This window comes from Mesorhizobium sp. M4B.F.Ca.ET.058.02.1.1 (assembly GCF_003952505.1).
In the GTDB taxonomy this organism is placed as follows: domain Bacteria; phylum Pseudomonadota; class Alphaproteobacteria; order Rhizobiales; family Rhizobiaceae; genus Mesorhizobium.
Genome location: NZ_CP034450.1, coordinates 1,880,915 through 1,906,419, shown reverse-complemented (window position 1 = coordinate 1,906,419; position 25,505 = coordinate 1,880,915). Strand labels below are relative to the sequence as shown.

General features: G+C 60.2%; 26 protein-coding genes. 24 read left to right on the top strand and 2 right to left on the bottom strand.

Annotation, left to right across the window (positions count from 1 at the left end; translation table 11 throughout):
• Nucleotides 1-14 precede the first annotated feature (14 nt).
• The 9 genes from EJ073_RS09705 (at nucleotide 15) to EJ073_RS09660 (ending at nucleotide 7,492) form a co-directional block, all read left to right on the top strand.
• Nucleotides 15-305: a hypothetical protein gene (locus tag EJ073_RS09705; protein WP_126055525.1), complete on the top strand. Its 291-nt coding sequence runs from the start codon at nucleotides 15-17 to the stop codon at nucleotides 303-305.
• The gene (locus EJ073_RS31835; protein WP_210211283.1) at nucleotides 302-1,486 is read left to right on the top strand and encodes a Gp49 family protein; all 1,185 of its coding nucleotides are present in this window, start codon (nucleotides 302-304) and stop codon (nucleotides 1,484-1,486) included. Before EJ073_RS09705 ends, EJ073_RS31835 begins: the two co-directional genes overlap by 4 nt.
• On the top strand, nucleotides 1,486-1,803 hold the full coding sequence (locus tag EJ073_RS09690) for a hypothetical protein (protein ID WP_126055524.1): 318 nt from the start codon (nucleotides 1,486-1,488) through the stop codon (nucleotides 1,801-1,803). Before EJ073_RS31835 ends, EJ073_RS09690 begins: the two co-directional genes overlap by 1 nt.
• Nucleotides 1,804-1,885: 82 nt before the next feature.
• The gene (locus EJ073_RS09685) at nucleotides 1,886-2,113 is read left to right on the top strand and encodes a hypothetical protein (RefSeq protein ID WP_126055523.1); all 228 of its coding nucleotides are present in this window, start codon (nucleotides 1,886-1,888) and stop codon (nucleotides 2,111-2,113) included.
• Nucleotides 2,114-2,304: 191 nt separating this feature from the next.
• Nucleotides 2,305-3,114 (top strand): hypothetical protein, encoded by an 810-nt coding sequence (locus EJ073_RS09680; RefSeq protein WP_210211282.1) that lies wholly within the window; start codon nucleotides 2,305-2,307, stop codon nucleotides 3,112-3,114.
• A complete protein-coding gene (locus tag EJ073_RS09675; RefSeq protein WP_210211281.1) occupies nucleotides 3,107-4,756 on the top strand; it encodes a hypothetical protein in 1,650 nt (549 codons plus the stop codon). The genes EJ073_RS09680 and EJ073_RS09675 overlap by 8 nt, the downstream gene beginning before the upstream one ends.
• 2 nt (nucleotides 4,757-4,758) lie before the next feature.
• Entirely contained in the window at nucleotides 4,759-5,196 is a 438-nt protein-coding gene (locus EJ073_RS09670; RefSeq protein WP_126055522.1) for a hypothetical protein, read from the top strand.
• Nucleotides 5,193-5,474 carry a hypothetical protein gene (locus EJ073_RS09665; RefSeq protein WP_126055521.1) on the top strand — a complete coding sequence of 94 codons (282 nt, stop codon included), beginning with the start codon at nucleotides 5,193-5,195 and terminating at the stop codon, nucleotides 5,472-5,474. The genes EJ073_RS09670 and EJ073_RS09665 overlap by 4 nt, the downstream gene beginning before the upstream one ends.
• Complete coding sequence (locus EJ073_RS09660) at nucleotides 5,474-7,492, top strand: hypothetical protein (RefSeq protein WP_126055520.1); 2,019 nt, start codon at nucleotides 5,474-5,476, stop codon at nucleotides 7,490-7,492. Before EJ073_RS09665 ends, EJ073_RS09660 begins: the two co-directional genes overlap by 1 nt.
• On the opposite strand, the gene EJ073_RS09655 is transcribed toward EJ073_RS09660, so the two are convergent.
• Nucleotides 7,489-7,686, bottom strand: a complete 198-nt coding sequence (locus tag EJ073_RS09655) for a hypothetical protein (protein WP_126055519.1) — start codon at nucleotides 7,684-7,686, stop codon at nucleotides 7,489-7,491. The two genes, EJ073_RS09660 and EJ073_RS09655, sit on opposite strands and share 4 nt — an antisense overlap.
• Nucleotides 7,687-7,774: 88 nt before the next feature.
• Here EJ073_RS09655 and EJ073_RS09650 point away from each other — a divergent pair, with 88 nt between their 5' ends.
• From EJ073_RS09650 to EJ073_RS09635, 5 genes are all read left to right on the top strand, one after another.
• Nucleotides 7,775-9,517 carry a hypothetical protein gene (locus EJ073_RS09650; RefSeq protein WP_126055518.1) on the top strand — a complete coding sequence of 581 codons (1,743 nt, stop codon included), beginning with the start codon at nucleotides 7,775-7,777 and terminating at the stop codon, nucleotides 9,515-9,517.
• A gap of 189 nt (nucleotides 9,518-9,706) precedes the next feature.
• The gene (locus EJ073_RS32060; RefSeq protein ID WP_245455523.1) at nucleotides 9,707-10,057 is read left to right on the top strand and encodes a hypothetical protein; all 351 of its coding nucleotides are present in this window, start codon (nucleotides 9,707-9,709) and stop codon (nucleotides 10,055-10,057) included.
• Nucleotides 9,990-10,592: a lysozyme gene (locus tag EJ073_RS09645; protein ID WP_245455706.1), complete on the top strand. Its 603-nt coding sequence runs from the start codon at nucleotides 9,990-9,992 to the stop codon at nucleotides 10,590-10,592. Before EJ073_RS32060 ends, EJ073_RS09645 begins: the two co-directional genes overlap by 68 nt.
• Nucleotides 10,592-10,990 (top strand): hypothetical protein, encoded by a 399-nt coding sequence (locus EJ073_RS09640; protein ID WP_126055516.1) that lies wholly within the window; start codon nucleotides 10,592-10,594, stop codon nucleotides 10,988-10,990. The genes EJ073_RS09645 and EJ073_RS09640 overlap by 1 nt, the downstream gene beginning before the upstream one ends.
• The gene (locus EJ073_RS09635; RefSeq protein WP_126055515.1) at nucleotides 10,956-11,255 is read left to right on the top strand and encodes a hypothetical protein; all 300 of its coding nucleotides are present in this window, start codon (nucleotides 10,956-10,958) and stop codon (nucleotides 11,253-11,255) included. Before EJ073_RS09640 ends, EJ073_RS09635 begins: the two co-directional genes overlap by 35 nt.
• Nucleotides 11,256-11,340: 85 nt before the next feature.
• Here the strand turns inward: EJ073_RS09635 and EJ073_RS31470 are convergent, their stop codons facing one another.
• A complete protein-coding gene (locus EJ073_RS31470; protein ID WP_190233843.1) occupies nucleotides 11,341-11,670 on the bottom strand; it encodes a hypothetical protein in 330 nt (109 codons plus the stop codon).
• A 15-nt stretch (nucleotides 11,671-11,685) separates the two neighbouring features.
• On the opposite strand from EJ073_RS31470, the gene EJ073_RS31465 reads away from it, so the two are divergent.
• From EJ073_RS31465 to EJ073_RS09585, 10 genes are all read left to right on the top strand, one after another.
• A complete protein-coding gene (locus EJ073_RS31465) occupies nucleotides 11,686-12,840 on the top strand; it encodes a hypothetical protein (RefSeq protein ID WP_190233842.1) in 1,155 nt (384 codons plus the stop codon).
• Nucleotides 12,841-12,934: 94 nt separating this feature from the next.
• Complete coding sequence (locus EJ073_RS09625; RefSeq protein WP_210211280.1) at nucleotides 12,935-15,214, top strand: hypothetical protein; 2,280 nt, start codon at nucleotides 12,935-12,937, stop codon at nucleotides 15,212-15,214.
• A 121-nt stretch (nucleotides 15,215-15,335) separates the two neighbouring features.
• Nucleotides 15,336-15,671: a hypothetical protein gene (locus EJ073_RS09620; protein ID WP_126055514.1), complete on the top strand. Its 336-nt coding sequence runs from the start codon at nucleotides 15,336-15,338 to the stop codon at nucleotides 15,669-15,671.
• A 5-nt stretch (nucleotides 15,672-15,676) separates the two neighbouring features.
• Nucleotides 15,677-16,954 carry a hypothetical protein gene (locus tag EJ073_RS09615; RefSeq protein ID WP_126055513.1) on the top strand — a complete coding sequence of 426 codons (1,278 nt, stop codon included), beginning with the start codon at nucleotides 15,677-15,679 and terminating at the stop codon, nucleotides 16,952-16,954.
• Between the two features lie 46 nt (nucleotides 16,955-17,000).
• The gene (locus tag EJ073_RS09610; protein ID WP_126055512.1) at nucleotides 17,001-18,212 is read left to right on the top strand and encodes a N4-gp56 family major capsid protein; all 1,212 of its coding nucleotides are present in this window, start codon (nucleotides 17,001-17,003) and stop codon (nucleotides 18,210-18,212) included.
• Between the two features lie 97 nt (nucleotides 18,213-18,309).
• The gene (locus EJ073_RS09605; protein WP_210211279.1) at nucleotides 18,310-19,008 is read left to right on the top strand and encodes a hypothetical protein; all 699 of its coding nucleotides are present in this window, start codon (nucleotides 18,310-18,312) and stop codon (nucleotides 19,006-19,008) included.
• 40 nt (nucleotides 19,009-19,048) lie between these two features.
• Nucleotides 19,049-19,927, top strand: coding sequence for a hypothetical protein (locus EJ073_RS09600; RefSeq protein ID WP_126055511.1), 879 nt, complete (start codon nucleotides 19,049-19,051; stop codon nucleotides 19,925-19,927).
• 17 nt (nucleotides 19,928-19,944) lie between these two features.
• Nucleotides 19,945-22,389, top strand: coding sequence for a hypothetical protein (locus tag EJ073_RS09595; protein WP_126055510.1), 2,445 nt, complete (start codon nucleotides 19,945-19,947; stop codon nucleotides 22,387-22,389).
• Nucleotides 22,390-22,403: 14 nt separating this feature from the next.
• Entirely contained in the window at nucleotides 22,404-22,925 is a 522-nt protein-coding gene (locus EJ073_RS09590; protein WP_126055509.1) for a hypothetical protein, read from the top strand.
• A 12-nt stretch (nucleotides 22,926-22,937) separates the two neighbouring features.
• Entirely contained in the window at nucleotides 22,938-25,445 is a 2,508-nt protein-coding gene (locus tag EJ073_RS09585; RefSeq protein ID WP_126055508.1) for a hypothetical protein, read from the top strand.
• The last annotated feature ends 60 nt before the right edge of the window (nucleotides 25,446-25,505 follow it).

The following is a 25,505-nucleotide window of genomic DNA, read 5'->3' as shown; positions in this document are numbered from 1 at the left end:
GCAAGGGAAATAATATGACCAAGCAGATCGAGAACGAACACCGGCGCCAGTACACCTACCCCGACGGCGCCAAGTACGAGGTGCATGACGCGGTGTCTGAGAAGAATGTCCCCTATCCGGACTACGGCGCCAACGGGCATCTGATCGTCGACGCCAGGGGTTGGACCCATGAGATCGCTCCCGGCTGGCGGACCCTGGTCAAGATCCCAAAAAAGCAAAGAGCACGACGAGCTCATGACCCAGTACAGCGCCGATCGCCGTCGCTGATTATCATCCATTTTCAACAAGGGATTATTTCAAAATGAACAAGCCCGTCACTGAACAGGAGCTGATCGAGAAGAGCGCTGGCGAGCGCGTGACTCTCGAGGCCGTCAACGCGGCCATCATCTCCGAGCACTACTTCACCGCATCGCAGGGCGACCAGCAGTCCAACCAGGATTACGCAAGTACCTCTGGACAGAACGCTATCAAGGGAACGCCAGCTGACCTGGCTCTCCTGACCATCTGTGTGTTGCGCCTGTGGAACGGTTTCACCGTCCTGGGACAGAGCGCGTGCGCCGACCCGGCCAACTTCAATGCCGAGATCGGCCAGCGCCTGGCGCGCACCGATGCCGTCAACAAGATGTGGGCGCTGATGGGCTACGAGCTGAAGAGCCGCATCGCCCGCGACCAGAAGCTGTTGGAAGGCGCCATTGCGCCCGGCCCCAACATGCACACCTATATCGGAACCAAGGTGATCAACGCCAAGGTGATGAGCCGGCTCGAATACAACTTTCTTCGTGGTTGGCAGCTACCGGCCGACGAGGATGGTGACGATATTGGCTACCTGGTCGAATACGCCGACCCCCGCGACAAGCCCAACACCGACATCTTCAAGGGTTACGTCTCCTGGTCCCCCAAGGACGTGTTCGAGCGAGCCTACCGGCCCGTGCGCGCGGCCGAGGCGCAGCCGGCAGCCGCAAGCGCGGAAGGGTCCGGGACGGCGAGCCAGACCAGCGGCACCAAACCACTCATCGTCATTCTCGATGAAGAAGAGGATGCCGAGCCATTCCTGGTTGCCTACGTCACCGAGGATGCCAAGGAAGTTGGCATCGAGCACGACACCGACGCAGACTGGCATGCCATCTACCGCGCTCACGTCGCTCTCCGCGACCGGCTTAACGAGCGACTGGCCGACAAGGATCTCTGCCCCTTCAAGCCGGCCGAGGAGGCGAGCAAGCCCGAGGATGCTAAGATGGTCTGGGGCACCTGGCTCGACCGTACCAAGCTGGAACTCTCCCAACTCACCGAACGCTACGAGAAGCTCGAAGCCTTCCTCCGCACCGAAGACTTCCACCGTCTGCCGGCCGCCGACCGCAAGGACCTCTACGTCCAGGTCAACAACATGGAGGGCTACAAGCACGCCCTGGCCAAGCGGGTGGCGCGTGCCGAAGCCGTGGCGCTGATCGGCAAGCCGGCGGCTGAAGAGATGAAGGTGGACTGGTGATGAGCTTCCTCCTCACAATGCTCGTCTTCGCTGCGCTCTGCCTGGTTCAGAACGCCGTCTTCACCGCGGTCTCCCGATCGAGAAACTCGGGTGACGTCATGCATCACTGGAAATGGTCGATCGCTTCCAATGGCATCTGGTACGTCAACCAGCTGTTCATCTGGGGGATGATCTGGGACGCCGCGACCAAGGGAACCTGGTGGCAGATCGCCGTCGCCGGCGTGATCTACGTCGCCTCCACCTCAGCTGGTTCCGTCTGGATGATGGCCCGGATGCTCAAGACCGAGACCGGCAAGCGCAAGGTCGGTGCCCGGTGACCGCCGTCGTCATCAACAAGGAAGAGCTGCGGCAGATGCAGCAGCACGTCCGCAAGATCCTGGCTCGAAAGGGCCAGGGTTGATGGCTGAGATCGTCGACTTCCGGTCCAAGAAGATCGAGCGCATCGAGGCGTCTGCCGAGGTGATCGTCGAGAAGTTGCCCGACGACACCATCATGGAATGCTCGGTCTGCAACAACAAGGCGTTCACGCTGATCACGAACTCGGCCGAGGACGCGACGTTCCCAGGCTTCGACGTGGTCTGTACCGCCTGCGATACGATCATCGATATGTCCGAGGATGCGGAGTGATGAAACGGACGAGGGCCGAGAGCGCACCGCAAGGAGGGGACAGCTGCTCTCGGCCCTCAAACCCTCAACGGCGGAAACCCACAAAACGCCGGAGGGATTTCAAAAGATAATCAAAAATTGATTTTTAAAAACTCGGACACCGAATATGGTGTTATGATTACCATAAAAATAATTGCGTGCAAGGAAATAATATGACGAAGTCCCTTTTTGATAATCCGCCGCTGGCGCCGCAACCGGCTGCCGCGGTAACGCCCCCGAGTGTTCCACAGCCGGCACAACCTGCAGTCGCCGCATCCGCTCCGGTTCCCGCTTCTGGTTCGCTGACCGAGGATGATCTCAAGCGGGCTCTGCCCTCGCACCTTCGCGCGTCGGTCACCCCGAACCTGGTCAACACGCTGAACCAGATCTCGACCGACCCGATCGTGGCCGAGAACATCCGCGAGAACTTCATCAGCTACACGGCCGTGCTCAAGGACGGCAAGTTCAAGACTGAGGATTACCTCAGCGCCGTCGCCTACGTGTCGTTCAAGCTGATGGGGCACAGCAACGAAGACGCTTATGCCCGCACCTTCCCGCAGCGTTACGCGGCCCTGATCGCCAAGGGTGCCTCGAAGAAGGACATCTCGGCCTACGTGTCGGCCTTCGCCCGGGGCAAGCTGGTCAACCTGGTTCTCGAGCAGTCCCTGGTTCCGACCTGGGTGCTGAACCAGGACATCCACCAGAAAGCGATCAACCACCTGGCCAACCTGATGGTCAATGCCAACTCGGAGAAGGTCCAGGCCGAGGCAGCGATCGGTCTGCTCACCCACCTCAAGAAGCCGGAAGTCAAGGGCGGCGATCTGAAGATCACCATCGACGACAACTCCGGCATGAGGGAGATGCGCGACATGCTGGGCAGGCTGGCCCAGCAGCAACGCGAGTTGATCGAGAGCGGCCAGATGAAGACGATCGACGTCGCCGCCTCCCGCCTGATCAACAAGGACGAGGCCACCGATGTCTAATCGGCTGGAGCTCTCGGGCCGCGAGGTCATCAAGAAGTCGCTCGACGAGTGGCTGGACGAGGTCGATTACACCTGGCTCAACGACGGATCCTACGTGCCGGCGGACTTCAGCCTGGTGTTCATGAACTTCATCAAGCTGGTGAATGGCGCCGAGGGTGAGAGCCACAAGACGCCGCCGGTGCATCTCAAGATGCTCGACAAGCTGGCCAGCTCGACCGGCAACGTCGCCAACCTGTGTTTCCGTGGCGCCGCCAAGACCACGCTGTTCTTCGAATACCTGGCTCCGTTCCTCGCCATCTTCCAGTACCTGCCGGGATTCGGCGAGCTGGACAGCATGATCTACGTCTCCGACTCGATGGACAACGGTGTCAAGTCGGCGCGTAAGAACCTCGAATTCCGCTATGATAACAGTGACTTCCTGAAGGAGTGGCTGCCCGAGGCGCACTTCACCGACAACTATATCGAGTTCACCAACAAGGAAGGTAAACGCTTCGGCATCAAGATGTTTGGTGCCAAGACCGGTATCCGCGGCACCAAGATCTTCGGCAAGCGCCCGAAGCTGGCGGTGCTCGATGACCTGGTCTCCGACGATGACGCCAAGTCCAAGGCCTCGATGCAGGCGATCAAGGACACGGTCCACAAGGGTATCAACTACGCGCTCGACCCGGTCCGTCGCAAGATCGTCTTCAACGGCACGCCGTTCAACAACGAAGACATCCTCATCGAGGCTGTCGAGTCGGGTGCCTGGGACGTCAACGTCTGGCCGGTGTGCGAGCGCTTCCCCTGCACGCGCGAGGAATTCCGCGGCGCCTGGGAGGATCGCTTCACCTACGACTTCATCGTCAAGCAATACGAAGATGCGGTGCTGAATGGCAAGGTCGAGGGCTTCATGCAGGAGCTCATGCTCCGCATCTCGTCCGACGAGGAACGCCTGGTCCAGGACAAGGAGATCCGGGAGTTCTCCCGCATCCAGCTGCTCGAGCGCCAGAGCCAGTTCAACTTCTACATCACCACCGACTTCGCCACCTCCGACAAGCAGACGGCCGACTTCTCGGTGATCTCGGTCTGGGCCTACAACGCCAATGGCGATTGGTTCTGGGTCGACGGCTTCTGCGAGCGCACGACCATGGACGTGTCGATCAACAAGCTCTTCCAGCTGGTTCAGATGTACCGGCCGCAGTCGGTGGGCATCGAAGTGTCCGGCCAGCAGAAGGCGTTCATCAAGTGGCTGCAGGCCGAGATGCTGACCAGGAACATCTGGTTCAACTTCGCCTCATCGGAAAAGTCCGGCGACCCCGGCATCCGGCCGCTGATCAACAAGCTCGCCCGCTTCAACCTGGTCGTGCCGCTGTTCAAGTCCGGGAAGATGTATTTCCCGACCGAGTTGAAATCCTCGAAAATCATGGGGCATTTTTATCAACAAATCCGGATGGCCACCAAAAATGGTCTCAAGGGAAAAGACGACTGCCTCGATACGATTTCTATGCTAATGTACATGAACGCGTGGAAGCCAAGCGAACAGGCGCCTGTCCTCGGGGAGGGCACAATGGCGGACCGACTTGGAACGACGACGAGATCGTCGAAGAGCCCAGCGCGCTTTCCTCTTATGTCGTTTGATTATCTGATTTTTAAAGGCGATTAATAATGAAAATCGTTGACCTGTTCCGGCAGCTCTCGTTTGGGGAGCTCTCCAACCTGGCGATCTCGGAGTCTGGTTCCGGCCAGATCATCCTGGAAAAGCGGCCGCAGCTGGTGCAATACACCAACGATGCGCTGCTCGCGATCTACTCCCGCTTCCTGCTGAGCGAGAAGGATCTGTTGATCGAGCTGGTGAACCAGATCACCAACTACCACCTGATCCCGAAATACGCCGAGACCTCGGGTTCCGACGTCGACTGGCCCTACATCAAGGACCTGCCGGACGAGCCGTTCACCGGCGATCTGATCAAAATCCTGGGGTCTACAACGACGCCGGCTGCAAGCTCGTCCTCAACGACGCCGAGAACTGCAACTCGCTGTTCACGCCCTATCCGAACATCCTCCAGGTTCCCAGTCCCGTCGGTGGCGCCGAGCTCACGGTGACCTACCAGGCCAGCCATCGGAAGCTCGATGATCGGATCGATGGTCCCAATCCTCTTCTGGATCAGGAAATCGAAATCCCGATTTACCTTGAAAATCCGCTCCGACTATTTGTCGCCTATAAAGTGTTTTGCCATATGAACGGGCAGGAAAATATTGTAAAAAGTCAGGAGTATCTCGGCGCCTACGAAGCGGCCTGTCTCGAAGTCGAGCAGCGCGATCTGGTGAACCAGACCTTCTCCACATCGCACAGCAAGCTCGAACAGCGAGGCTTCGTCTAATGGGCATCTCCCCCACCACCAGCGCCTGCGGCAATGAGGCCCAGCTCGTCGACAAGATGATCGGCTCGGCCTACAAGCACGTCCGCCAGGTCGCCGAATACATCGAATACGTCAAGCACGTCTCGGCCCACATGGCTGAGGTGTATCGTCTCGTTGGTTCCATCGATGCGGTCGACGCATTGGTCCTGATCATCGACAAGATCGACACGATCGACGCGAGCATCGGCGACCTCAACATCCTGGCCGACAACATCACTCAGCTGCTGGCGATCCATGGCGATCTCACGCAACTCCTGGAGCTGCACGGCAGTCTTCCCGAGCTGCTGGACATCCAGGCAAACCTGGCCACTCTCTTGGACAATCTGACCGAGATCCAGACGGTGGCCGGTATCGCCGCCAATGTCACGACCGTAGCGGGCATCGCTCCCAACGTGACGACGGTTGCCGGCATCTCCGGCGATGTGACCACGGTCGCTGGTGTCTCTGCGGACGTGACGACTGTCGCGGGTCTCGAGACCGAGATCCTGGACGTCCCTGCCCAGGTAGCGGCTGCAGCTGCATCGGCTGCTGCGGCTGATACGTCGGCCGATGAATCGGCTACCAGTGCCGCCTCTGCCCTGGCGTCCTACAATGCCGTGGTCGCGGCGATCACCGCTCTCGGCACGCCCCTGGCATTCAAGGGTGTGTGGGATGCGTCGACCGGTTCGTTCCCGGCCGGCGGCGCAGCTCGTGCCGGTTGGCAGTACAAGGTCTCGGTCCCGGGCACTGTCAACGGTGTCGTGTTCGAGCTCAACGATCTGATCCTGGCCACGGTCGACAATGCCTCGGCCACGACGTTCGCCGGCAACTGGTTCAAGATCGAGACTGACCTGGTGCAGTCGGTTGCTGGTCGGACCGGTGTGATTGTGCTCACCGCGGCCGACATCGACGATACGGCGACCGCCTACAAGTTCATGACGGCAGCGCAGATCACCAAGCTGGCCGGCATTGCGAGTGGCGCCACGGCCAACGACACCGACGCCAACCTGAAAAACCGGGCCAATCACACCGGCACCCAGCTGGCGGCGACGATCTCCGACTTCGCCTCGACGGTTCTCGGGGGTGTCCTGACCGGCCTGTCCCTGGCAACCGGCACGGCGATCACTGCTGCTGATACCGTGCTGTCCGCTTTTGGCAAGCTGCAGAAGCAGGTCAGCGATCTTTCGACCAGCGTGAGCACGCTCCTTGCTCTGACTCGGCGTGAAGTGCTCACGGCCGCCCGAACCTATTATGTCCGCACCGATGGCAATGACGCCAACAACGGCCTGGCCAACACGAGCGGCGGCGCCTTCCTGACGATCCAGAAGGCGCTCGATGTCGTCGCAGGGCTGGATGCCAATGGTTTCAACATCACTGTCCAGGTTGCGGATGGCACCTACACCGGGGCGATCGCCTTCCCCCGTGTGGAAGGCGCCAAGAGCAGCGCCTGTGTCCTGCGCGGCAATGTCGCCACGCCGGCGAACTGTGTGATCTCCACGACCGGCCAGTTCATCGCCGTGCTCGCACGGAACCAGGGCGATGCCTGGAAGATTGAAGGTTTCAAGGTCCAGACAACCACCAGCGGTCACGGCATCTACGCCGACGGCAACGATTCCTATCTCTATGTGGGGGTGATGGAGTATGGCCCGGTGGCGGCTGGCTTCACCCAGCTCAACGCCGCCTACCAGAGCCGTATCTGGGTCCAGGGCAATGCCACCATCTCAGGCGGAGGCGCGACTCACGTTGGAGCCCAGAACGGTGGCATGGTCATCTTCGCGAGTGGTCTGGCGATGACGGTCAGCGGTACTCCGGCCTTCACCAGCTTTGCCAATGCAACAATGGCAGGTCAGATCTCGTCTCCCATTACCTGGACCGGTGCTGCCACAGGCACGCGCTACATCGTCAATTCGAGCTCGATCATCAATACGGGTGGCGGCGGCGCCAATGTGTTCCCCGGCGACGTGGCTGGCACTACGGCAACTCAGGGACAATATCTCTAACGACGGGGGAGGCGATCAGCCTCCTCCACTGCTTCGTCCCATGCGTCTTTGACCGCGGCGGTGATTTTGGTGTCGGCCGAGAGTTTCACGATCGGCTGACCGTCCGCCCAGGATGGATACGCCATCTCGGCCTCAAATCCCTGCTCGGTGAGATTCTGCAGGAAAAGCACGGTGGCTCTCTCGTCCGATGGCATTATCCTCTCCTTGTGTTTCGATAATCGATCGGGTATTTTCAGATAAATCGCCCGATTATTTTCAACCTACATTTTCAGGAAAACAATCATGACCGTTGACCCGACTGACCCGAAGATGGCGGGCTATATTCCCCTCCAGGATTTCATCGACCAGGACGAGGATCAGTCCAGCCGTCGAATCCGCGATATGCCTTATGGCAAACGCAAGGAGGAAATGCAAATCTCGGTGTCGACCCTGACCTTCAACGACACCGTCACCAATGGCGAGTCGTCCGGCCTGGTCGCGGTGCTGACCAACAGCGGCTACGGCGAGGTCAACATCTACGGCCATGAGCTGAAGGGCGACTTCATCCTGAAGTCGAGCCTGCCGGCCAAGCTTCTCCCGGGCGAGACGGCGACCGTGCAGTTGGCCTTTACGCCGACCGCTCTCGGCGCCCGGACGGGCAGCATCTATTTCGACACCGGCAATGCCTCCGGCGACGAGTACGTCGAGCTGAACGGCACGGGTGTCGCTGCCACCGATGTCCCGGCCGATGCTCTTCTGCCGCCTCTGGTGGCCAACACCATGCTGGTCGACAATGCCGATGCCACGGCCCGTGAGAACAAGACGTTTGCTCAGGTGCGTGCCCTGCTGGGGGCAGTGTCATTCTCAGACCTGTTGTATGTCGACGGCAACCAGAACGGCCTCACCGGCAACATGGGCGAGGATCAGACGGTTGCTCTCCAGGCCCTCATCGACGGACTGCCCACCGAGGGCGGCACCATCGCCTGGAAGGGAACGGCCGACTTCACTTCGATCGATCTGAACGCCCGCCGCAACGTGCGCTTCGAGGGCATCGGCGGCAATGGTGCAGGAGCAGGTCAGCGCTCGCAGCTTCGTTGTACCGCTGGTGCCATTGGCGCCGGTAACCGGGCGATCGATGCGCGCGATACGATGGCCTTCAACCTGTCGCGCATGTACCTAATCCAGAGCTCGACGACGTTCGACGGCACGCTTCTCGACGTCGGTCTCATCACGACCGGGTCGGCTCTCACCTCCTTCGAAGACTTCCTCATCAACACGGTTTCCCAGCTCGGCGTTGCCGTCAATCTCTACGGCTGCACCCAGGGCTCGTTCCGCCGCGGTCAGTCGACGGGTGGTGGCGTGCATTGGGGCCTGCAGGACGTCAGTGGCGTGGGTTTCTGCAACGTCCACAAGTGGGACGAAGTCCACATGAAGCCCACCGGCATCAAGCCCCCTGTCTTTGGTTCGGGCGAAGGCCTCACGTTCCAGTCCTGCAACGTCCAGGCGGCTTATCCCGCCGGCTACCTGCAGTTCTGGGAAACGAGCCAGAACCAGGATTTCCGGGACGTCAACATCCTGGGTTGCACTTTCTACGACGCGCTGCATGGTCAGTACAACACGATCCGCGCCTACCGGGGCAACGTCTTCAACTTCATCGGCAATCGCATGGGCGGCTCCGTTGCTGGCGGCAATGCCTACGGCCTCAATATTGGCGGCGGCACCGGTGGCGTGAAGTGCCTCAACGTCATCGGCAACAACTTCGACGGCATGACCGCCGGCCTGGCATTCGCAGGCACGATCGCTGCAGGGACCGGTGTCGACGTTGGTCGGGCAGGCGGCAACTACTGCAACGGCGCAACCCTCATGTTCTCGAACCATCTGACCACGGTGGTTCAGCGATTCATCATGGATCCGAACTATGTGGCCACCCTGCCGAATGGGGACGGTGCCCGTCTCAATCTCAAGCTTGCCGTTCCGACGAGCAGCGCCGGGCTGGTCTCGGGCGCCGTTTGGAACAACGGCGGCGTGCTGACCATGGTGCCGTAATCCCATGAGCTTCTACCGGGCATCGAGCTTTCTGAACCGTCTCCTCGGTGGACGAGGAGATCAGACGCTCTGTGCCCGGATGGCTGAGCAACATGGCACGCAATGTCGCTTCTGCCGGCTCATGTCCCGCCTGATCGAGCCGAACCACTGTGCGATCGAGCTCTCCCGCTGGTTCAAGAGGAACCAGTCATGAAGCTCGTCGACCGGTGGCACACGATCCTGTTTCGGGCCTGGAGTGCCAGGCTGATCTACCTGGGTTTTCTGTTTCAAGTCCTGGAGCAGCTGCTCCCTTATTTCGACCCGGATTCCTACGGGATCCCGCCCGCCATTTTCAGGTGGGCCACCATCATCATTTTAGTCGGCGCTGTTTGGGCTCGGGTCGTTCCCCAACCGCAAATGAATTTGGAGATTACCAATGCCAATCAACAAGATAAGGGCAAGCGGCCGCGCAAAGGCCGCCATCGCCGCGGTCATGCTCGCACTGTCCGCCAGTGGCTTGCTGACGCTTTCTTCCCAGGTCACCCCGAAGATCATTCATGAGCAGGTCGACAAGGGGATCACTCCCCCTGCTGTCGAGCTCGCCGTCGAGAAGCTGATCGTTCCGTGGGAGGGCCTGGTGCTGAAGTCGCACTGGGATCGCTACGCCAAGATCTGGGACATCTGCTATGGCGAGACGCGGATCAACGGCAAGCCCGTCACCGCCGGCATGAGCTTCACCAAGGAGCAGTGCAAGGCGATGCTGATCAAGCGTGTCATTCACGACTATTACCTGCCCCTGGTCGACAAGGGCAAAGGCTTCATCCACGCCCCGGTCAGCGTCCAGGCGTCGATGATCTCCGGCGCCTACAACTTTGGCGTCGGATCTGTGAACCCTCGCCGAGGTCAGCTTGGCTCGACCGCCATGGTGATCTACATCCCGGCCGGCAAATGGCGTCAAGCCTGTGAAGCCCAGACCGCCTGGAACAAGGCCGGCATTGGCGATGATCGTCATGTTGTCCCTGGCCTGGTCAAGCGCCGTGAGATGGGTGACGCCCAGCGCATCGGTGAAGCCGAGCTTTGTGTGAGCGGTCTCTGATGGAACTCGCTCTCCTCATCTGGACCCGCTGGATCTGGCCGGTCCTTAAGATCTCGATCCCGGTTCCCCTGTTCCTGGTTCTGGCTTTGTTCCTGTGGTGGAAAGTCGACAAGGTTTCGTCGATCCGTCACGCCGTCGACAAGGCAGTGGACAGCTACACGCACGTCACCGAGCTCGCCGCGGCCAATGCCACGATTGCCGAGCTCAAACGCCAGCGCCAGGCCGGGGATGATGCCAACTTCTGGCTCCTGGCTCGAATTGCCGAGCTGCAATCCAAGCAGCTCAAAGACGACGACATCAACGAAAAGAAAGACATCGCCTATGCCCAAGCTCTCAAGGATGCTGGTCGCGGTTGCACTCTCAATGACGCTGACATTGACGGCATGCGGAACGACTAAGGCCCGCCTCGAGAAGGCAGGCGCCACGATCGGCAAGACCCAGGCTGGGGTTCACCTGGCTCCCTGGCCGACATGGTGCAAGGAATTGGTCGAGCACGCCAAGCTGAACACGGTCGACGACACCCGGATCCTGCTCCGCCGGGAGCGCCGGCAGCAGTCGAAGACCAACGCCAAGCTTATCGTCTGCGCCGAGTATTACGAGAAATACGCGGAACTCCTGGCGGTGAATCAGAATGCCGCACCGCCGACCTTGCAATTGAAATAAATACTCATTAATAATCGTATAATGGCGCTTTCCAATTTCCGCAGCCATTATGTTAATAATCACCAAAGATAATAGAAATAATACTTTAGGAAATTGGAATATGACTGACTCTGAGATTCAAGAGATCGCTGAGCGTGCCGCTCAGGAAGCCGTCAAGAAGACGTTTCTGACTTTGGGTCTCGATATCGAGGACCCGCTCGAAGCCCAGGCCGATATGCGGTTCGTCCGCAAGACCCGAACCAGTGCCGAGACCATCCAGCGCCAGAGCCTGATGACTGCCGTCGGCATCGTAACGGTGGGTTTGCTCGGGCTCATCTGGGCAGCGATCAGGGCCACTGACATGGCGCCGCACAACATCACTCCTCCCGAAATCCAGGCCCGGATCCGGGAGCTGGGTCAGACCGTCCTCAAGCATGATGGATCTCCCCATTTGACCGAGATCGGTCGTATAGTCGGGGTCGGCAAAGACGCGGTCGGCCGCATCCTCAACCAGGGCCTCGAGCACTTTCACCATCCCGAGATCCTGGAAGCGGCACAGGCCGGAGGGATCGAGGATCCACGGAACCTCTCCCACTTCTGGAAGATCACCAAGGACGAGAACGGCAACGGCTACTCGCTGTTCGTCAAGAACCCGAACACCGGCCAGGACGTCTCGGTCTTCGACATGGTCCGGGAAGCTGTCGCCGAGGCTCCTGTTCGTCTTCCTGGTTCCCTGCCGAAGCGCGTTGATCCCGCCGGCGAACACCTGCTCGTCGTCGACCTGGCCGATGTCCATTTCCTGAAGCTGTGCGTCAAGAGTGAGACCGGTCATGTCTACAACCGCGAAGTCGCCATGCATCGTGTCATCGAAGGCACCAAGGCGCTGCTGAAGCTGGCCAAGCCGTTCGGCATCTGCCGTGTCCTGTTCGTCATGGGCAACGACATCCTGCACGTCGACGGTCCGCGGACCAGCACCACGAGCGGCACCTACCAGGATTCCGACGGCACCATCTTCCAGGGCTTCAAGGACGCCGGCGCCGCTCTGGACACCGCGATCGGGGAATGCGCCAAACTGGCCGACGTCGACCTGGTGCATTGCATGTCGAACCATGACTGGCTGATGGGCTGGGCTCTGACCCAGGCTGTCGCCGGCCGTCTCACCAGGAACCCCAGGGTCCACGCCACCGAATACAACATCTCGGAGGCGCACCGGAAATACTACCGCTTCGAGCGCAACCTGTTCGGCCTCACCCATGGCGATGGAGCCAAGGAGGAGAAGCTCTACGGCGTCATGGTCAAGGAAGCCCGCGAGCACATCTCCGAGTGCCTCAACCTCTACTGGCTCCTGCATCACGTCCACCACAAGATCCGCAAGACCCGTGGCGAGATCGAGTTCCTGCGCGAGAAGGACCACAACGGCATGACCGCGCATATCAGCGGCACGCCGATGACCGAGGGCCACTACCTCAACATCGAGTATGTGCGCTCTCCTTCGGCGCCGGACGGGTGGCACGATCGCAACGCCTACGTGAACCGCCAGGGCGTCGAGTGTTTCATCTACCACCCGACCAACGGCCTCAAAGCCCGGTTTACCGAGTGGTTCTGAAAATCGACGTGACTTTTCATTGAAAATGCCCCATTGATATTAGGGCAAACTCCCAACCGATTTTTAACTAAATCATTTTGATGGACCGATGAAAATGGCCGAGGCCGAAGATCCCAACACCATGCAGTTCAATGGGTCCGAGGCTCCCAAGCTGACCACTTGGCCGAATGAGCCCAACGTCAGAATCCTGCAGGGCGACCTCGAGGCATCCCGGCCGGCACACGACACGTTCGTCCTGAAGGTCAAGAAGTGGCGGGAGCTCAATGAGGTCTCTGGTTCGTCCAAGCCGCCTAAGATCAAGGGCCGTTCCCAGGTCCAGCCGAAGCTGATCCGCCGGCAGGCAGAGTGGCGCTACTCGGCGCTGACCGAGCCGTTCAACTCGTCGGAGAAGCTGTTCGACGTCAGCCCGGTGACCTTCGAAGACGGTCCGGCTGCCCGCCAGAACGAGCTGCTGCTCAACTGGCAGTTCCGCACCAAGCTCAACCGGGTCAGCTTCATCGACAACTACGTCCGGGCCAATGTCGACGAGGGTACGGCGATCGTGCGTGTCGGCTGGTGCCGCAAGACGATCGAGGTCGAGGAGGATGCCCCGGTCTACGATCACCTGGCTCCCCAGAACCAGCAGGATATCGACCTCTTCCAGCAGGGCCTGGCGTTCAAGCAGGAAGATCCGAACACCTTCAACCAGCAGGCGCCTGAAGAGCTCAAGGCCGCCCTCGACTATTACGAGGAGACTGGCCAGGTCACTGTCGCCGTCAAGACCGGGACTCAGAAGGTCAAGGTCCAGAAGGTCATCGAGAACCGGCCGACGCTGGGCATCATCAACCCGGAGAACTTCTACTACGATCCGTCCTGCGGCGATGATCTGGAGAAAGCCGGCTTCGTCGTCATCTCGTTCGAAACCTCGAAGGCCGAGCTGAAGAAAGAGCCGGGCCGCTACAAGAATCTGGAGTTCGTCAACTGGGAATCGGCCGCTGCTTCGGTGGCCTCAGAGCCCAACCACACTCCGCTGTCGAGCGACACCAACTTCAACTTCACCGACGCAATGCGCAAGCGCATCGTGGCCTACGAATATTGGGGTCCCTACGATGTCCACGGCACCGGCGAGATGGTGCAGATCGTCGCCACCTGGATCGGCAACACGCTGATCCGCATGGAAGAGAATCCCTTCCCGGATGGGAAGCATCCCTTCGTCGTGGCGCCTTACATGCCGATCAAGCGCCAGGTGATGGGCGAGTCGGATGCCGAGCTGCTGGAGGACAACCAGAAGATCCTGGGCGCCGTCTCCCGTGGCATGATCGACCTCATGGCTCGCTCGGCCAACGGCCAGCAGGGTTTCGCCAAGGGTATGCTCGATGTGCTGAACCGCCGGCGCTACGAGAATGGCCAGGATTACGAGTTCAACCCGACCATCAATCCGACCCAGGGCATCATCGAGCACAAGTATCCCGAGATCCCGCAGTCGGCCCTGGCCATGCTGCAGATGCAGAACCAGGAAGCCGAAGCGCTGACCGGCGTCAAGGCGTTCTCGGGCGGTCTTTCCGGCAATGCCTATGGCGACGTCGCCGCCGGCATCCGGGGAATTCTCGATGCCGCGGCCAAGCGCGAGATGGCGATCCTCCGGCGCCTGGCTTCCGGCCTGACCCAGATCGGCCGCAAGATCATCGCGATGAACGCCATCTTCCTGTCGGACAAGGAAGTGATCCGGGTGACCAACCGTCCTCCGGTTGGCATCGGCCACAATGGCGGTCCGCCGCTCGACGACGAGAAGGATTTCCTCACCATTAAGCGTGAGGACCTGGCCGGCGACTTCGACCTCAAGGTCGACATCTCCACCGCCGAGATCGACAACAACAAGGCCCAGGACCTGGCGTTCATGCTCCAGACCATGGGCAACAATATGGACTTCAACGTCACCAAGATGATCCTGGTCGAGATCGCCCGGCTGAAGCGCATGCCTGAGCTGCAGCACCAGATCGAGAAGTTCGAGCCGAAGCCTGATCCAATGCAGCAGCAGCTCATGCAGCTGCAGATCGCCAAGGAGCAGAAGGAGATCGAGAAGCTGCAGTCCGACATCGAGCTCAACCAGGCCAAGGCCCGGTCCGAGATGGTCAAGGCAGAGCAGGGCGCTCTCAACACCGTCGAGCAGGAGACCGGCACCACGCACGCCCGGGAGATGGAAAAGCAGCGTGGACAGGCCGAGGGCAACCAGGATCTGGAGATCACCAAGGCGCTGGTCAAGCCGAAGAAGCAGGCCAATGGCGGTGAGTCCGATCCCGACATCGAAGCAGCTGTCGGCTGGAACGCCGTCAGCAAGAGCAAGAGTGATCCCCTTGGCTCTGGTTCGAACCTGGCAGGGGCACCGATTATCTAAGATAATCGCCAGATAACCGACTGAAATTGATATTTTTAAAATGCGGGGCCTTGACCCCGCATTATTTTTTCCGATAAAAAGATAATCGTTAAATCCAACTCCCACAAAATAGGAATCGATTATGTCGGATATCCAAGCCCTCGAGCAGCAGATTGCTGTCGCCAAGGCCGTCCAAGAACAGCGGGACCGTATGGTCCGCCTCACTGACAACGCCGACTTCCGGGCGCTGATCACCGAGGGTTTCCTCAAGGAAGAGTGCGCCCGCTACTGCCACCTGTCGACCGATCCGAGCCTGAGCAAGGACGATCGTGCCGACGCTCTCGCCGCTGCCCAGGCAGCTGGCCATTTCAAGCGCTGGGTCAATGCCATCATCCTGATGGGCAACCGGGCCGAGCAGGACGTCGTCGAGATGAACGAAGCCCTCGCCGAGCTGCGCGCTGAAGATCACGAGGGCTGATCCAGATGACCACCGAGGCCGTCAAGGATTATCTCGGGATGTCCGACGAGGACTTCCTGAACGCTCCGATGCCCGTTGCGCCGGCAGCTGAACCCAAGGCCGAGGAAGTCGTGGACCAGGGGGCAACCCCTGGTTCCGACGTTTCCGAGGCTGTCGATACCGAAGCGGCCGCTGCCGCGGAAACCCAGGAAAATGAAGAGGTCGACGGCAATGCTGCAGATGGCGAGACCGAAGAGCAGCCGGGCGACGACAAGACCAAGGCGAAGGATGACGACGAATCTGCACCCAAGCCTGGGGATTCTGCTTCTGGTTCCGCTGCAGATACTGGTGCCGGAGACGATCCGTCCAAGGCCGCAGGGAAAGATCCGAAAGCTGACGCGGTAAAGACCGACGCCGACAAAGCCGCCGACAAAGCCAAGGATCCGGAGAAGAAGGAAGAGCCGGCCAAGCCCGTCGACTACGAGGCGTTCTTCAAGCAAATCATGACCCCGTTCAAGGCGAACGGCCGCACGATCGAGCTGAAGACGCCCGAGGAAGCCATTCGCCTGATGCAGATGGGCGCCGGCTATGGCCGCAAGATCCAGGACCTGCAACCGGCCCTGAAGACGCTCCGGATGCTCGAGAAGGCCGACCTGCTCGATGAGGGCAAGCTGTCGTACCTGATCGACATTAATAACAAAAATCCGGATGCGATTAAGAAATTAATCAAGGATGCGGGTATTGACCCCCTTGATTTGAATATCGCCGATAATGTATCTTACGTTCCGAAAAACCACTCTGTCAGTGATCAGGAAGTGGCGTTTCAGGAAGCCTTGACTGAGATCCAAGCTCACGAAGGCGGCCAGGCAACGCTGCAGGCGATCAACCAGACGTGGGACCAGGAGAGCAAATCCGCTCTCTGGCAAGAGCCGCAGCTGCTCGGGGTTATCCAATCTCAGCGTGACACTGGCATCTATGACCAGATCGTCGCCGAGATCGACCGCCAGAAGCTACTTGGTCACATTCCGAATTCGACACCGTTCCTCAAAGCTTACAAGCTCGCCGGGGACCACTTGCAAGCCAACAATGGCTTCAAGGCGCCGATCCAGACCCAGCCTGTGGTTACACAGCAGCCCCAAGTGATCGCCACCCGGACCGCAGCCCCGAAGCCCCAGGTGCAGAACGGTGACAAGGCCGCCGCGGCGTCCGCAACCAAGACGACTCCGCGCAAGGCAGCCACCGCCGTCAACCCGCTCGAAATGGCGGATGACGATTTCCTGAAACAGTTCAACGGTCGCCTCTGATTGAGGTTTTTCGGGCGGCCGGGATTTTCAAAGTGGATTTTCTGAAATGCTGAATTACAACGCCCCCACCCAGGTCGCCGGCGGCACCGCCTCCGGCATCGACGGCGCTGGTTCCAACCAGATGCAGACCTTCTTCTGGCTGAAGAAGGCCCTGATCGAAGCACGCAAAGAGCAGTATTTCATGCCGCTCGCTTCGACCGTCAACATGCCGAAGCACTACGGCAAGACCATCAAGGTCTATGAGTACGTCCCGCTGCTCGACGATCGCAACATCAACGACCAGGGCATCGATGCCTCGGGCGCCACGATCGCCAACGGCAACCTCTATGGCTCGTCCAAGGACATCGGCACCATCACGTCGAAGCTGCCCGTCCTCACCGAGAACGGCGGCCGCGTCAACCGCGTCGGCTTCACCCGTCTGAGCCGTGAAGGCTCGATCTCCAAGTTCGGCTTCTTCACCGAGTTCACCGCGGAGTCGATCGACTTCGACTCGGACGACGGCGTGATGGACCACCTGAGCCGCGAGCTCATGAACGGTGCCGTGCAGCTGACCGAAGCCGTGCTCCAGAAGGATCTGCTGGCTGCTGCCGGTGTCATCCTCTATGCCGGTGACGCGGTCTCCCCGGCCACGGTTACGGGCGAGGGTGCAACGCCTTCGGTCGTGAGCTATGCCAACCTGATGCGTCTGGACCAGATCCTGACGGACAACCGCACGCCGAAGCAGACCAAGGTGATCACCGGCTCCCGCCTGGTCGACACCAAGACCCTGCCGTCGGCTCGCGTCATGTTCATCGGCTCGGAACTGGTTCCCGTCGTCAAGGGCATGAAGGACCAGTTCAACGAGAAGGCCTTCATCGCGGTCCAGCACTACGGCGATGCCGGCACGATCCTGAACGGCGAAATCGGCACCGTCGATGCTTTCCGCATCGTCCAGGTTCCGGAGATGCTGCGCTGGGCAGGCGCCGGCGCCGCTGTCACGGCCAACCTCGGCTACCGTGAGTCGAATGTCGGCGGCACCGATCACTACGACGTCTACCCGATGCTCGTCGTCGGCGACGACTCGTTCTCGACGATCGGCTTCCAGACGGACGGCAAGACCGTGAAGTTCTCGGTCCTGACCAAGATGCCCGGCAAGGAAACTGCCGACCGCAACGACCCGTATGGCGAGACCGGCTTCAGCTCGATCAAGTGGTACTACGGTATCCTGGTCAAGCGTTCGGAGCGCATCGGCCTCATCAAGTGCGTGGCTCCGATCTAATCGGCGGCACCGCCTGAGTGAACCAACGGGGGAGGGAAGTCTGCTTCCCTCCCCTATTTTCTAAGTAAATCAATCAAGTATTTTCAAGGAAAATCCAATGACCGAAGTCAAATCCTCCGACAATCTTTTCGCCGGCATCAAGGGCACCACGACTGCCAATGCCGCTGCTCCTGCCCCGGTTGCTCCGGCAACGCCTGCTCCCGTGGCTGCTCCCGAAGTCGAAGACGACGAGCCGGCTGCTCCCCAGGTGAGCCAGCTCGACATGCTCAAGCAGCGTGCCCGGGTGATGGGCATCCAATTCTCGAACAACATCGGCCTCGACGCTCTGAAGGCCAAGATCCAGGCCAAGCTCGACGGCGAAGCCGAGAGCCAGGAAGAGGCACCGGCCGAACCGGCTGTCTCCGCGGCTACCGGTCCGAAGATCAAGTCCCACCGCCAGCAGATGCGTGACGAATACATGCGTTTGATCCGTGTCCGCATCACCAACCTGGATCCCAAGAAGAAGGATCTCCCGGGCGAGATCTTCACCTTTGCCAACGAGGTCCTCGGCGCCGTCCGGAAATACATCCCCTACGGCGAGGTGACCGACAACGGCTACCACATCCCGTACTGCATCTTCCTGCAGCTCGAAGACCGCAAGTTCCTGAACATCAAGGTGCGCAAGGACAACCGCGGCCGCGAGATCGTCGAGTCCAACTGGGTTCGTGAGTTCGCTCTCGAGGTCCTGCCTCCGCTCACCGAGGTCGAGTTGGCCCGTCTCGCAGCTTCGCAGGCTGCGGCCGGCGGCGTCGAATAATCAGATAATATTATCTGATAATCAGGAATAGGAGATCTCCATGTCATCTGGTGCTGACGTCCTCGCCAATAGCCTGCTGACGACGCTGACGACTGGCAAGGATTTCTCCTTTCCTGTGATCAATCTGGAAGATCCGCTGTTCGATCTGCCGGACGGGACCGGGCCGCTCTATGGCGCGATCCCGCAGATCACCGTCGATGACCTGACCACCGGCCAAGTCGGTGGTTCAGGCGTTTTCGACAAGCTGATGGTCAGCCTGGTCAACCATCTCAAGGTGGAATACCAGGCCAGTCGCATCTCCGGCGCCGAATACACGAAGGCCTATATCGGCATCGTCGGAGCCGCCCTGCAGAATGCCACCCAGTTCCTGCTGACCAAGGACCAGGCTTACTGGCAGGCTCTCCTGGTTCAGGCCCAGGCACGCCAGGCCGAGGTCGAAATCGTCAAGGCCCGTGTGGAGCTCGAGACGGCTCGTGTTGAGCTGGTCCGGACCCAGTTCGAGGCAGCGACGGCCGAAGCCAATTACGGTCTGACCAAGATCAAGATCTCCACCGAGGATGCGACCTATGGCAACCTGCTCAAGCAGGGCGAGGGCCTGGACTTCACCAATGCGAACATCCTGCCGAAGCAGGCCAGCTTGCTTGGCGAGCAGGTCGAGGTGCAGCGTGCCCAGACGCTCGACACCCGCACCGACACGCTTCCCGTCGCCGGCGCCGTGGGCAAGCAGAAGGATCTCTACACCCAGCAGATCACGTCCTATCAACGGGATGCCGAGACCAAGTTCGCCAAGTTCCTGTCCGACTCCTGGATCACCCAGAAGACGATCGACGAGGGCTTGCTGGCTCCGACCATGTTCACCAATGCCTCGCTCGATGCGGTGTTCAGCAAGTTGAGGACCAACCTCAGCCTCAACCCCTGATCTGAGGAAGCCTAACGATGGGTACGATCGTCGCGGTCGATTCCGTGGTTTACAATCTGGCCGGTGACGAGGTTGACCGGCCGGACTACATGCAGAGCCTGGTGGTTCGCAACGTCCTCTCCGGAACCAAGGAGACGATGGGCGACACGATCAATGCCGGCCTGATGCATGGGCCGGCGATTCAGCTGCGCAACTTCTATCGTTGGGCGAACACGCCCGAGAATTATGACCAGGTTGGCATGCCTACTGGTGCGCTGGAGATCCGCGGCACCATTGATCCTGTCCTCGTCATTCCTTACATCCCGACCACGCCGGGTCTCGCCGTGTGGGCGGAGAGCGCCTTTGTCGACGACGCCAATATCAAATACTGGGCTGAACGCTGGCTCCTGGTGAACCAGCCGGATGACTACGACACGGCCTGGACCGTGGACTATGACCCCGATACGGCGGAGATGACGATTGTCTTTCCGGACGATTCTTCGGTGATCGTGTCAGTTCCTGACTATGAGCCAAACGGGCAGTATCTCTACGCCTATTTCACCGAGGTGCTTGAGGACGATGTCGGCCCGACTATCACCGGTGATGTGGTCACGCTGGCTGTGGGCGAGAGCTTTCCCGACACAACGGACTGGACGCTGCTGAACGCCGATGCCGATCCAGGCACGGCGATCGAGGCGATCTATGAAAAAGTCAGCGCGCTCGACTCGGCTGACGGCGTCGGCACCCTGACCGAAACCATGCATCAGTTCGACGACGGCACGGGAACCACCCGATCCTATCGGATCGATAGCCAACAGACGATCTATCGGAGTTTCTCCACTACTCAGCTCTACATCTACGAGATAGGTGGCGGCAGCGCGGAGCTCGATGAACTGGTGACGTCTGGCACAAGCTATGGCCAGTTTTTCCCGTTCATCCCTTTCCGACTGAACACGACATTCATCTCGAACACCTATCTGCCGGACGTCTACCCGCAGATCAAGAAAGCGTTCAAGAAGGCCACCGGCGGCAAGCTCGACAAGCTGATCGAGCAACTCGCCGACAATGAGAATCTCGGTGACATCGACAACGCCTATGTGACCTTCGGTGTGTCGTTGAACGTCCTGGAAAGGGAGTGTCGGCGCTACATCTATACATTCTTCGAGATCTTGCAGCAGTCCCAGACCGGCGACCCGGCAGCGGTATACGCCAACTACCTGGATCAGATCGACGCTTACGACTCGGCGATGATCAATTGGCAGTTCTGGCAGTCAAACCCCATTGGCCCGGAGCCGCCTCGTCCTGTTGCCCCGGCAATGCCGAATTCCGTTATTCGCATTGCAGGCGCCGGCGCAATAAATTCCAAATACGACATTCGCATCAACTGGAAATATGTCAAGGATTTCAGCGGCGTCGGGCTGGCAAAACCAGATGCGAAATCAGGGGAGATCTGGCTCGAGCACACCGGCACGGATGACATCTACCGAACCGCCGTCATCAATGGTCGTGATGGCCCGCGCACCGCTTCATATTTGGCCGAGTCGATCCATCACATGAAGATCTACTGGCAGCGGACGGCCGGCAGCTACACCTACTTGGAAGTCGTCGGGGCAGTCTTCAAGAATTACGTCTACCAGACGCACTTCGTCGAGATCGACACCAAGAAAGCTCTGGCCGATCCAGATGAATCGGGTTTCATCATCCCGCTCCATTACGAGACCTGGCGGCAGACTCCTCTGGCGTCTTCCTCCCAGATGGCCACCGCATGCTGTTTCGCGGTTTTCAACTGCTATGAGGTCTACAAGACCAAGTGGTACGAGTCCGGCATCTTCAAGATCCTCCTGGTCGTAGTCATCGCCGTCGTCTCGGTTGTCTTCACCGGTGGCGCCGGTCTCGGCTTGCTGGGCACCAACTTCGCCGTCGGCGCATCGCTCGGACTGACCGGCCTTACCGCGGCGATCGCCGGTGCTGTGGTCAATGCCCTTGCTGCTCTGGTTCTAGCAACGCTGCTCGAGATGGTGACCAAGAACCTGGGCATCATCGGAGCCATCCTCGGCGCCGTCGTCATGATTCTGGCAGGGCAGGTGGCCGGCTCCTTCTCGTCTGGTTCCCTGGCGATCAACTGGGGCGACTTCCTGCGCGTCGACAACCTCATGAAGCTGACCGACTCGGTCGCTCATGGCGTCGTCAACATGTGGAACCAGAACGTCCTCGACCTCCAGCAGGAGGCCCTGGATTATGCTAAAAAATCAAAACAGGACGCTGATAAAATTCAGCAAGCATATTTTAAAGAATTCGGGTATGGTGGGGCGATCATCGACCCGAACATGTTCGTGAGTTCCGCGAACAGTTTGATCGCCGAGAGCTCCGACACCTTCCTCACCCGGACCTTGATGACCGGAAGCGATATTGCGGACATGTCCAGGGATCTCCTGTACGAGTTCCCGACATATTCATTAAAACTCCCGGATGCATTTACTTAATAATAGGTGAGAAAATGGCTGGATATCTCGATAGCATCTACCAGTACGGTAGCGGTATGGGCGGCACCGGTGCTGTCGCCACCCCTTATCTGACGGGCGGTGCTTCCAATCCCGTTGGTTCCTACTTCCAGAGTGCCGCTTCGGCCCCGGTCAGTGGAATCTCCGGTGTCGGTGAGTCCTCGGATCTGTCGAGCATCCTCGGCTATGGCAACGGTCCGGCGGGCGCATTCCCGGCAGCTCCCGGTGCTTCCAAGGGTATGTTCAGCGGTCTCGGCGGCGTCAGTGGCCTCGACTGGGGCAAGCTCGCCCTCGGTGGCCTGCAGACCATTGGTTCCCTGTGGCAGGCCTGGGAAGCCAACAAGCTGGCCAAGGCGCAGTTCAACTTCCAGAAGGAGTTCGCCCAGAAGAACCTGGCGAACCAGATCCAGTCCTACAACACCACGCTGGAGGATCGCTCGAATTCCCGAGCCTTCACTCAGGGCGACTCGCAGGCGACGGCAGACGCCTACTACCAGTCCCACAAGCTTCCCGCCTAAGAGGTTTCGTCCATGGCTCCCTTGACCTGGCGGGAAGTTTCCGCCCCGAATTTCTCCGGTGTCGCTGAATCCCAGCGCCTGGCTGCACAGCTGTTGCAGTCGGGCTTTGGCGGTCTGAGCGATGCCTTGTCCGGCCTGAAGCAGAGCAAGCAGGATGCAGCTTCGAGCACCTACCTGTCGGCTCTCTCGCGTTTCACCAAGCCCGGCGATCTAGAGGCGGCCCTCCAGTCCGGCGCCATCGATACGACCGGTGTGTCCGCCGATGCCCTGAAATACGGCATGGCCCGGGATGCTTCGCTTCTGGCGAACCAGAACCAGCAGCTGGTCAACGATCGTGCTTCGTTCCAGAACACCACGGCACAGCGAGATGATGCACTGGCCCAGGCTCGGCTTGCCGCCCAGCCGGAAGCGGCCAAGTTGCTGGCCACGGTCCAGACCCTCGCTGGTTCGGGTGATCCGGCCAAGGTCGAGCAGGCACGGACCATGCTGTCGGACAACTCCCAGACGCTGCTCAATGCCGGCTACAAGGCCGACGCACTGCCTGGTCTGCTCGATGCAGCCCGTTCGACCGGCACGGCCGGCTTCGGCTACAAGAAGGATGTGCTGGAGAACCAGAAGTTCTGGGAGAACCAGGGCATCACCGACCAGGCTCGTCAGCTCGCCTTCAAGCAGATCAACGGCAATGCCACGCCCGACGTGGCCATCCGGGCGATCCAGAACGACGACACGATCCAGGATCCGCGCATCAAAGCGCAGGCGATCGAGGTCATCAACCAGTCCGCCGATCAGAAGGTCTTCGCCACGGCTGACCAGGGCACGCTGCTGCTTCGCAGCCTCGGTGTCCAGAGCGATGTCCCGCAGGCTGTTCCCCAGCCTGGTCCGCGTGCTCCTGCCGGTGGAGGGATCCAGAACCCGCTCAGCCAGCTGGTCGATGCCAAGGAAGGCGGCGGCAACTATTCGACGCTCTACGGCCATGCCCAAAAGGGTGGCGGTGCGTTCGCCGGCGTCGATGTCTCACAGCAGACCATCGGCTCCCTGAAGCAGTTCGCCTCGTCCGACGGCGCCTATGGCAGGCACCAGAAGGCGCAGCTCGGCTACCTGGCAACGCCCATGGGTCGCTACCAGATCGTTGGCTCCACCCTTGCTGATACGGCCAAGGAGATGGGCCTGCCGGACAACACGGTGTTCACGCCGGAAGTCCAGGATGCCATGTTCCAGCACATCGCCGACAAGGCGCTGTCTGGTCCTCGCTCGATGGCCGGCAAGATGGCGGCTCTGCGCGGTCAGTGGGACGGCTTCCGCAATGTGTCGGATGACAAGCTCGCCGCGGCGATCACGGCCTACCAGAATGGCGATCGTGGCCAGCTCGGCAACATCACCAATGGCCAGTCGACGGCCGATGTGGCTCCGCTTCCTGCCTCGGCGGCTCAGGCTGCTCCGGCTCCCCGTCCGCAGATCACGCTGCCGGTTGGCACCACGCTCGATCAGTATCAGGCGCCGTCGCCGCTCGATGCATTCCAGAGCCAGGCTCCGGATCGTCCCGTGCCGACTGGTGGTCAGCCGCTCACGCCGGCGCAACAACTGGCCTTGGATGCGGCCAATGGTGTCAGTCAGCCGGCTGCTCCGGAAGCAGCTCCCTCGGCGCAGGCCGTGACGGATGCCGGCAATCTGATCGGCTCTCTGGTTTCCCCGGCCGGTGCGGCTACCGATGCCACGGCTGCAGCCCAACTGGCTCAGGCGGCTCGGCCGGTTGCTGCGAACCAAGATGCCGGATCGACCGATACCCCGGCTGCAGCGGCCCAGAAGCTGCTCGATCAGCAGACGGTCGACCAGGCTTTCAATGCCGATGCCCCGCTCATCGCCCAGATCCAGCAGGCGCAGAACTCGACCGAGTCGGTGAACCAGGTGATGAAACGCCTGACCGGCCAGGGCGGTGCTCTGGAGGGCATGAACGAACAGGCGGTCCTCGAGGCTCTCAACCAGACCATGCAGCAGTCGGGTAACAAGCTCCGGCCGGCGGCAGCTGGTGCGCTGATCGCCCAGAACCCGGTGTCGAGGGATCTCCAGGCGACGATCGACAAGGTGCCGATCCTCGGCAGCCTGATCCCGGACAGCTGGTTCAGCGGTGATCGTTTCGGCGGCTCGGAGAATGGTGGTTCGTCGGCTCGACGTATCGATATGGAAGGTGTCCAGAAGGATCTCAACAAGATCGGCTTCAACGTTGACGGCTCGATCAAGCTGGCTCGTGGCTCTTCGGCCATCGCCAACCAGCGTCTCGGCACCGTCTCGCAGCAGCAGATCACGGCGATCCATGCCCAGCTCCTCTCGAGCCAGGCAGAAGCCGCCAACATCCTCAATGCGATCCAGCGCGGCCAGGATACGCCCCAGAACAGGGCGGCTCTGGCGCAGGCTCTCCAGATCGTCGAGAAGCTCAATGCCGTGCTCCAGCAGCTTGGTCAGGAGCCTGGTTCCCCGACCACGATCTTCAGCGGTCAAGGAGAGCAGCCGCGACCGCAATAATGTGATTGAAAATCACCTGAAAATAGGTGCATATAAAGGGAGTGGATTTTCATCCGCTCC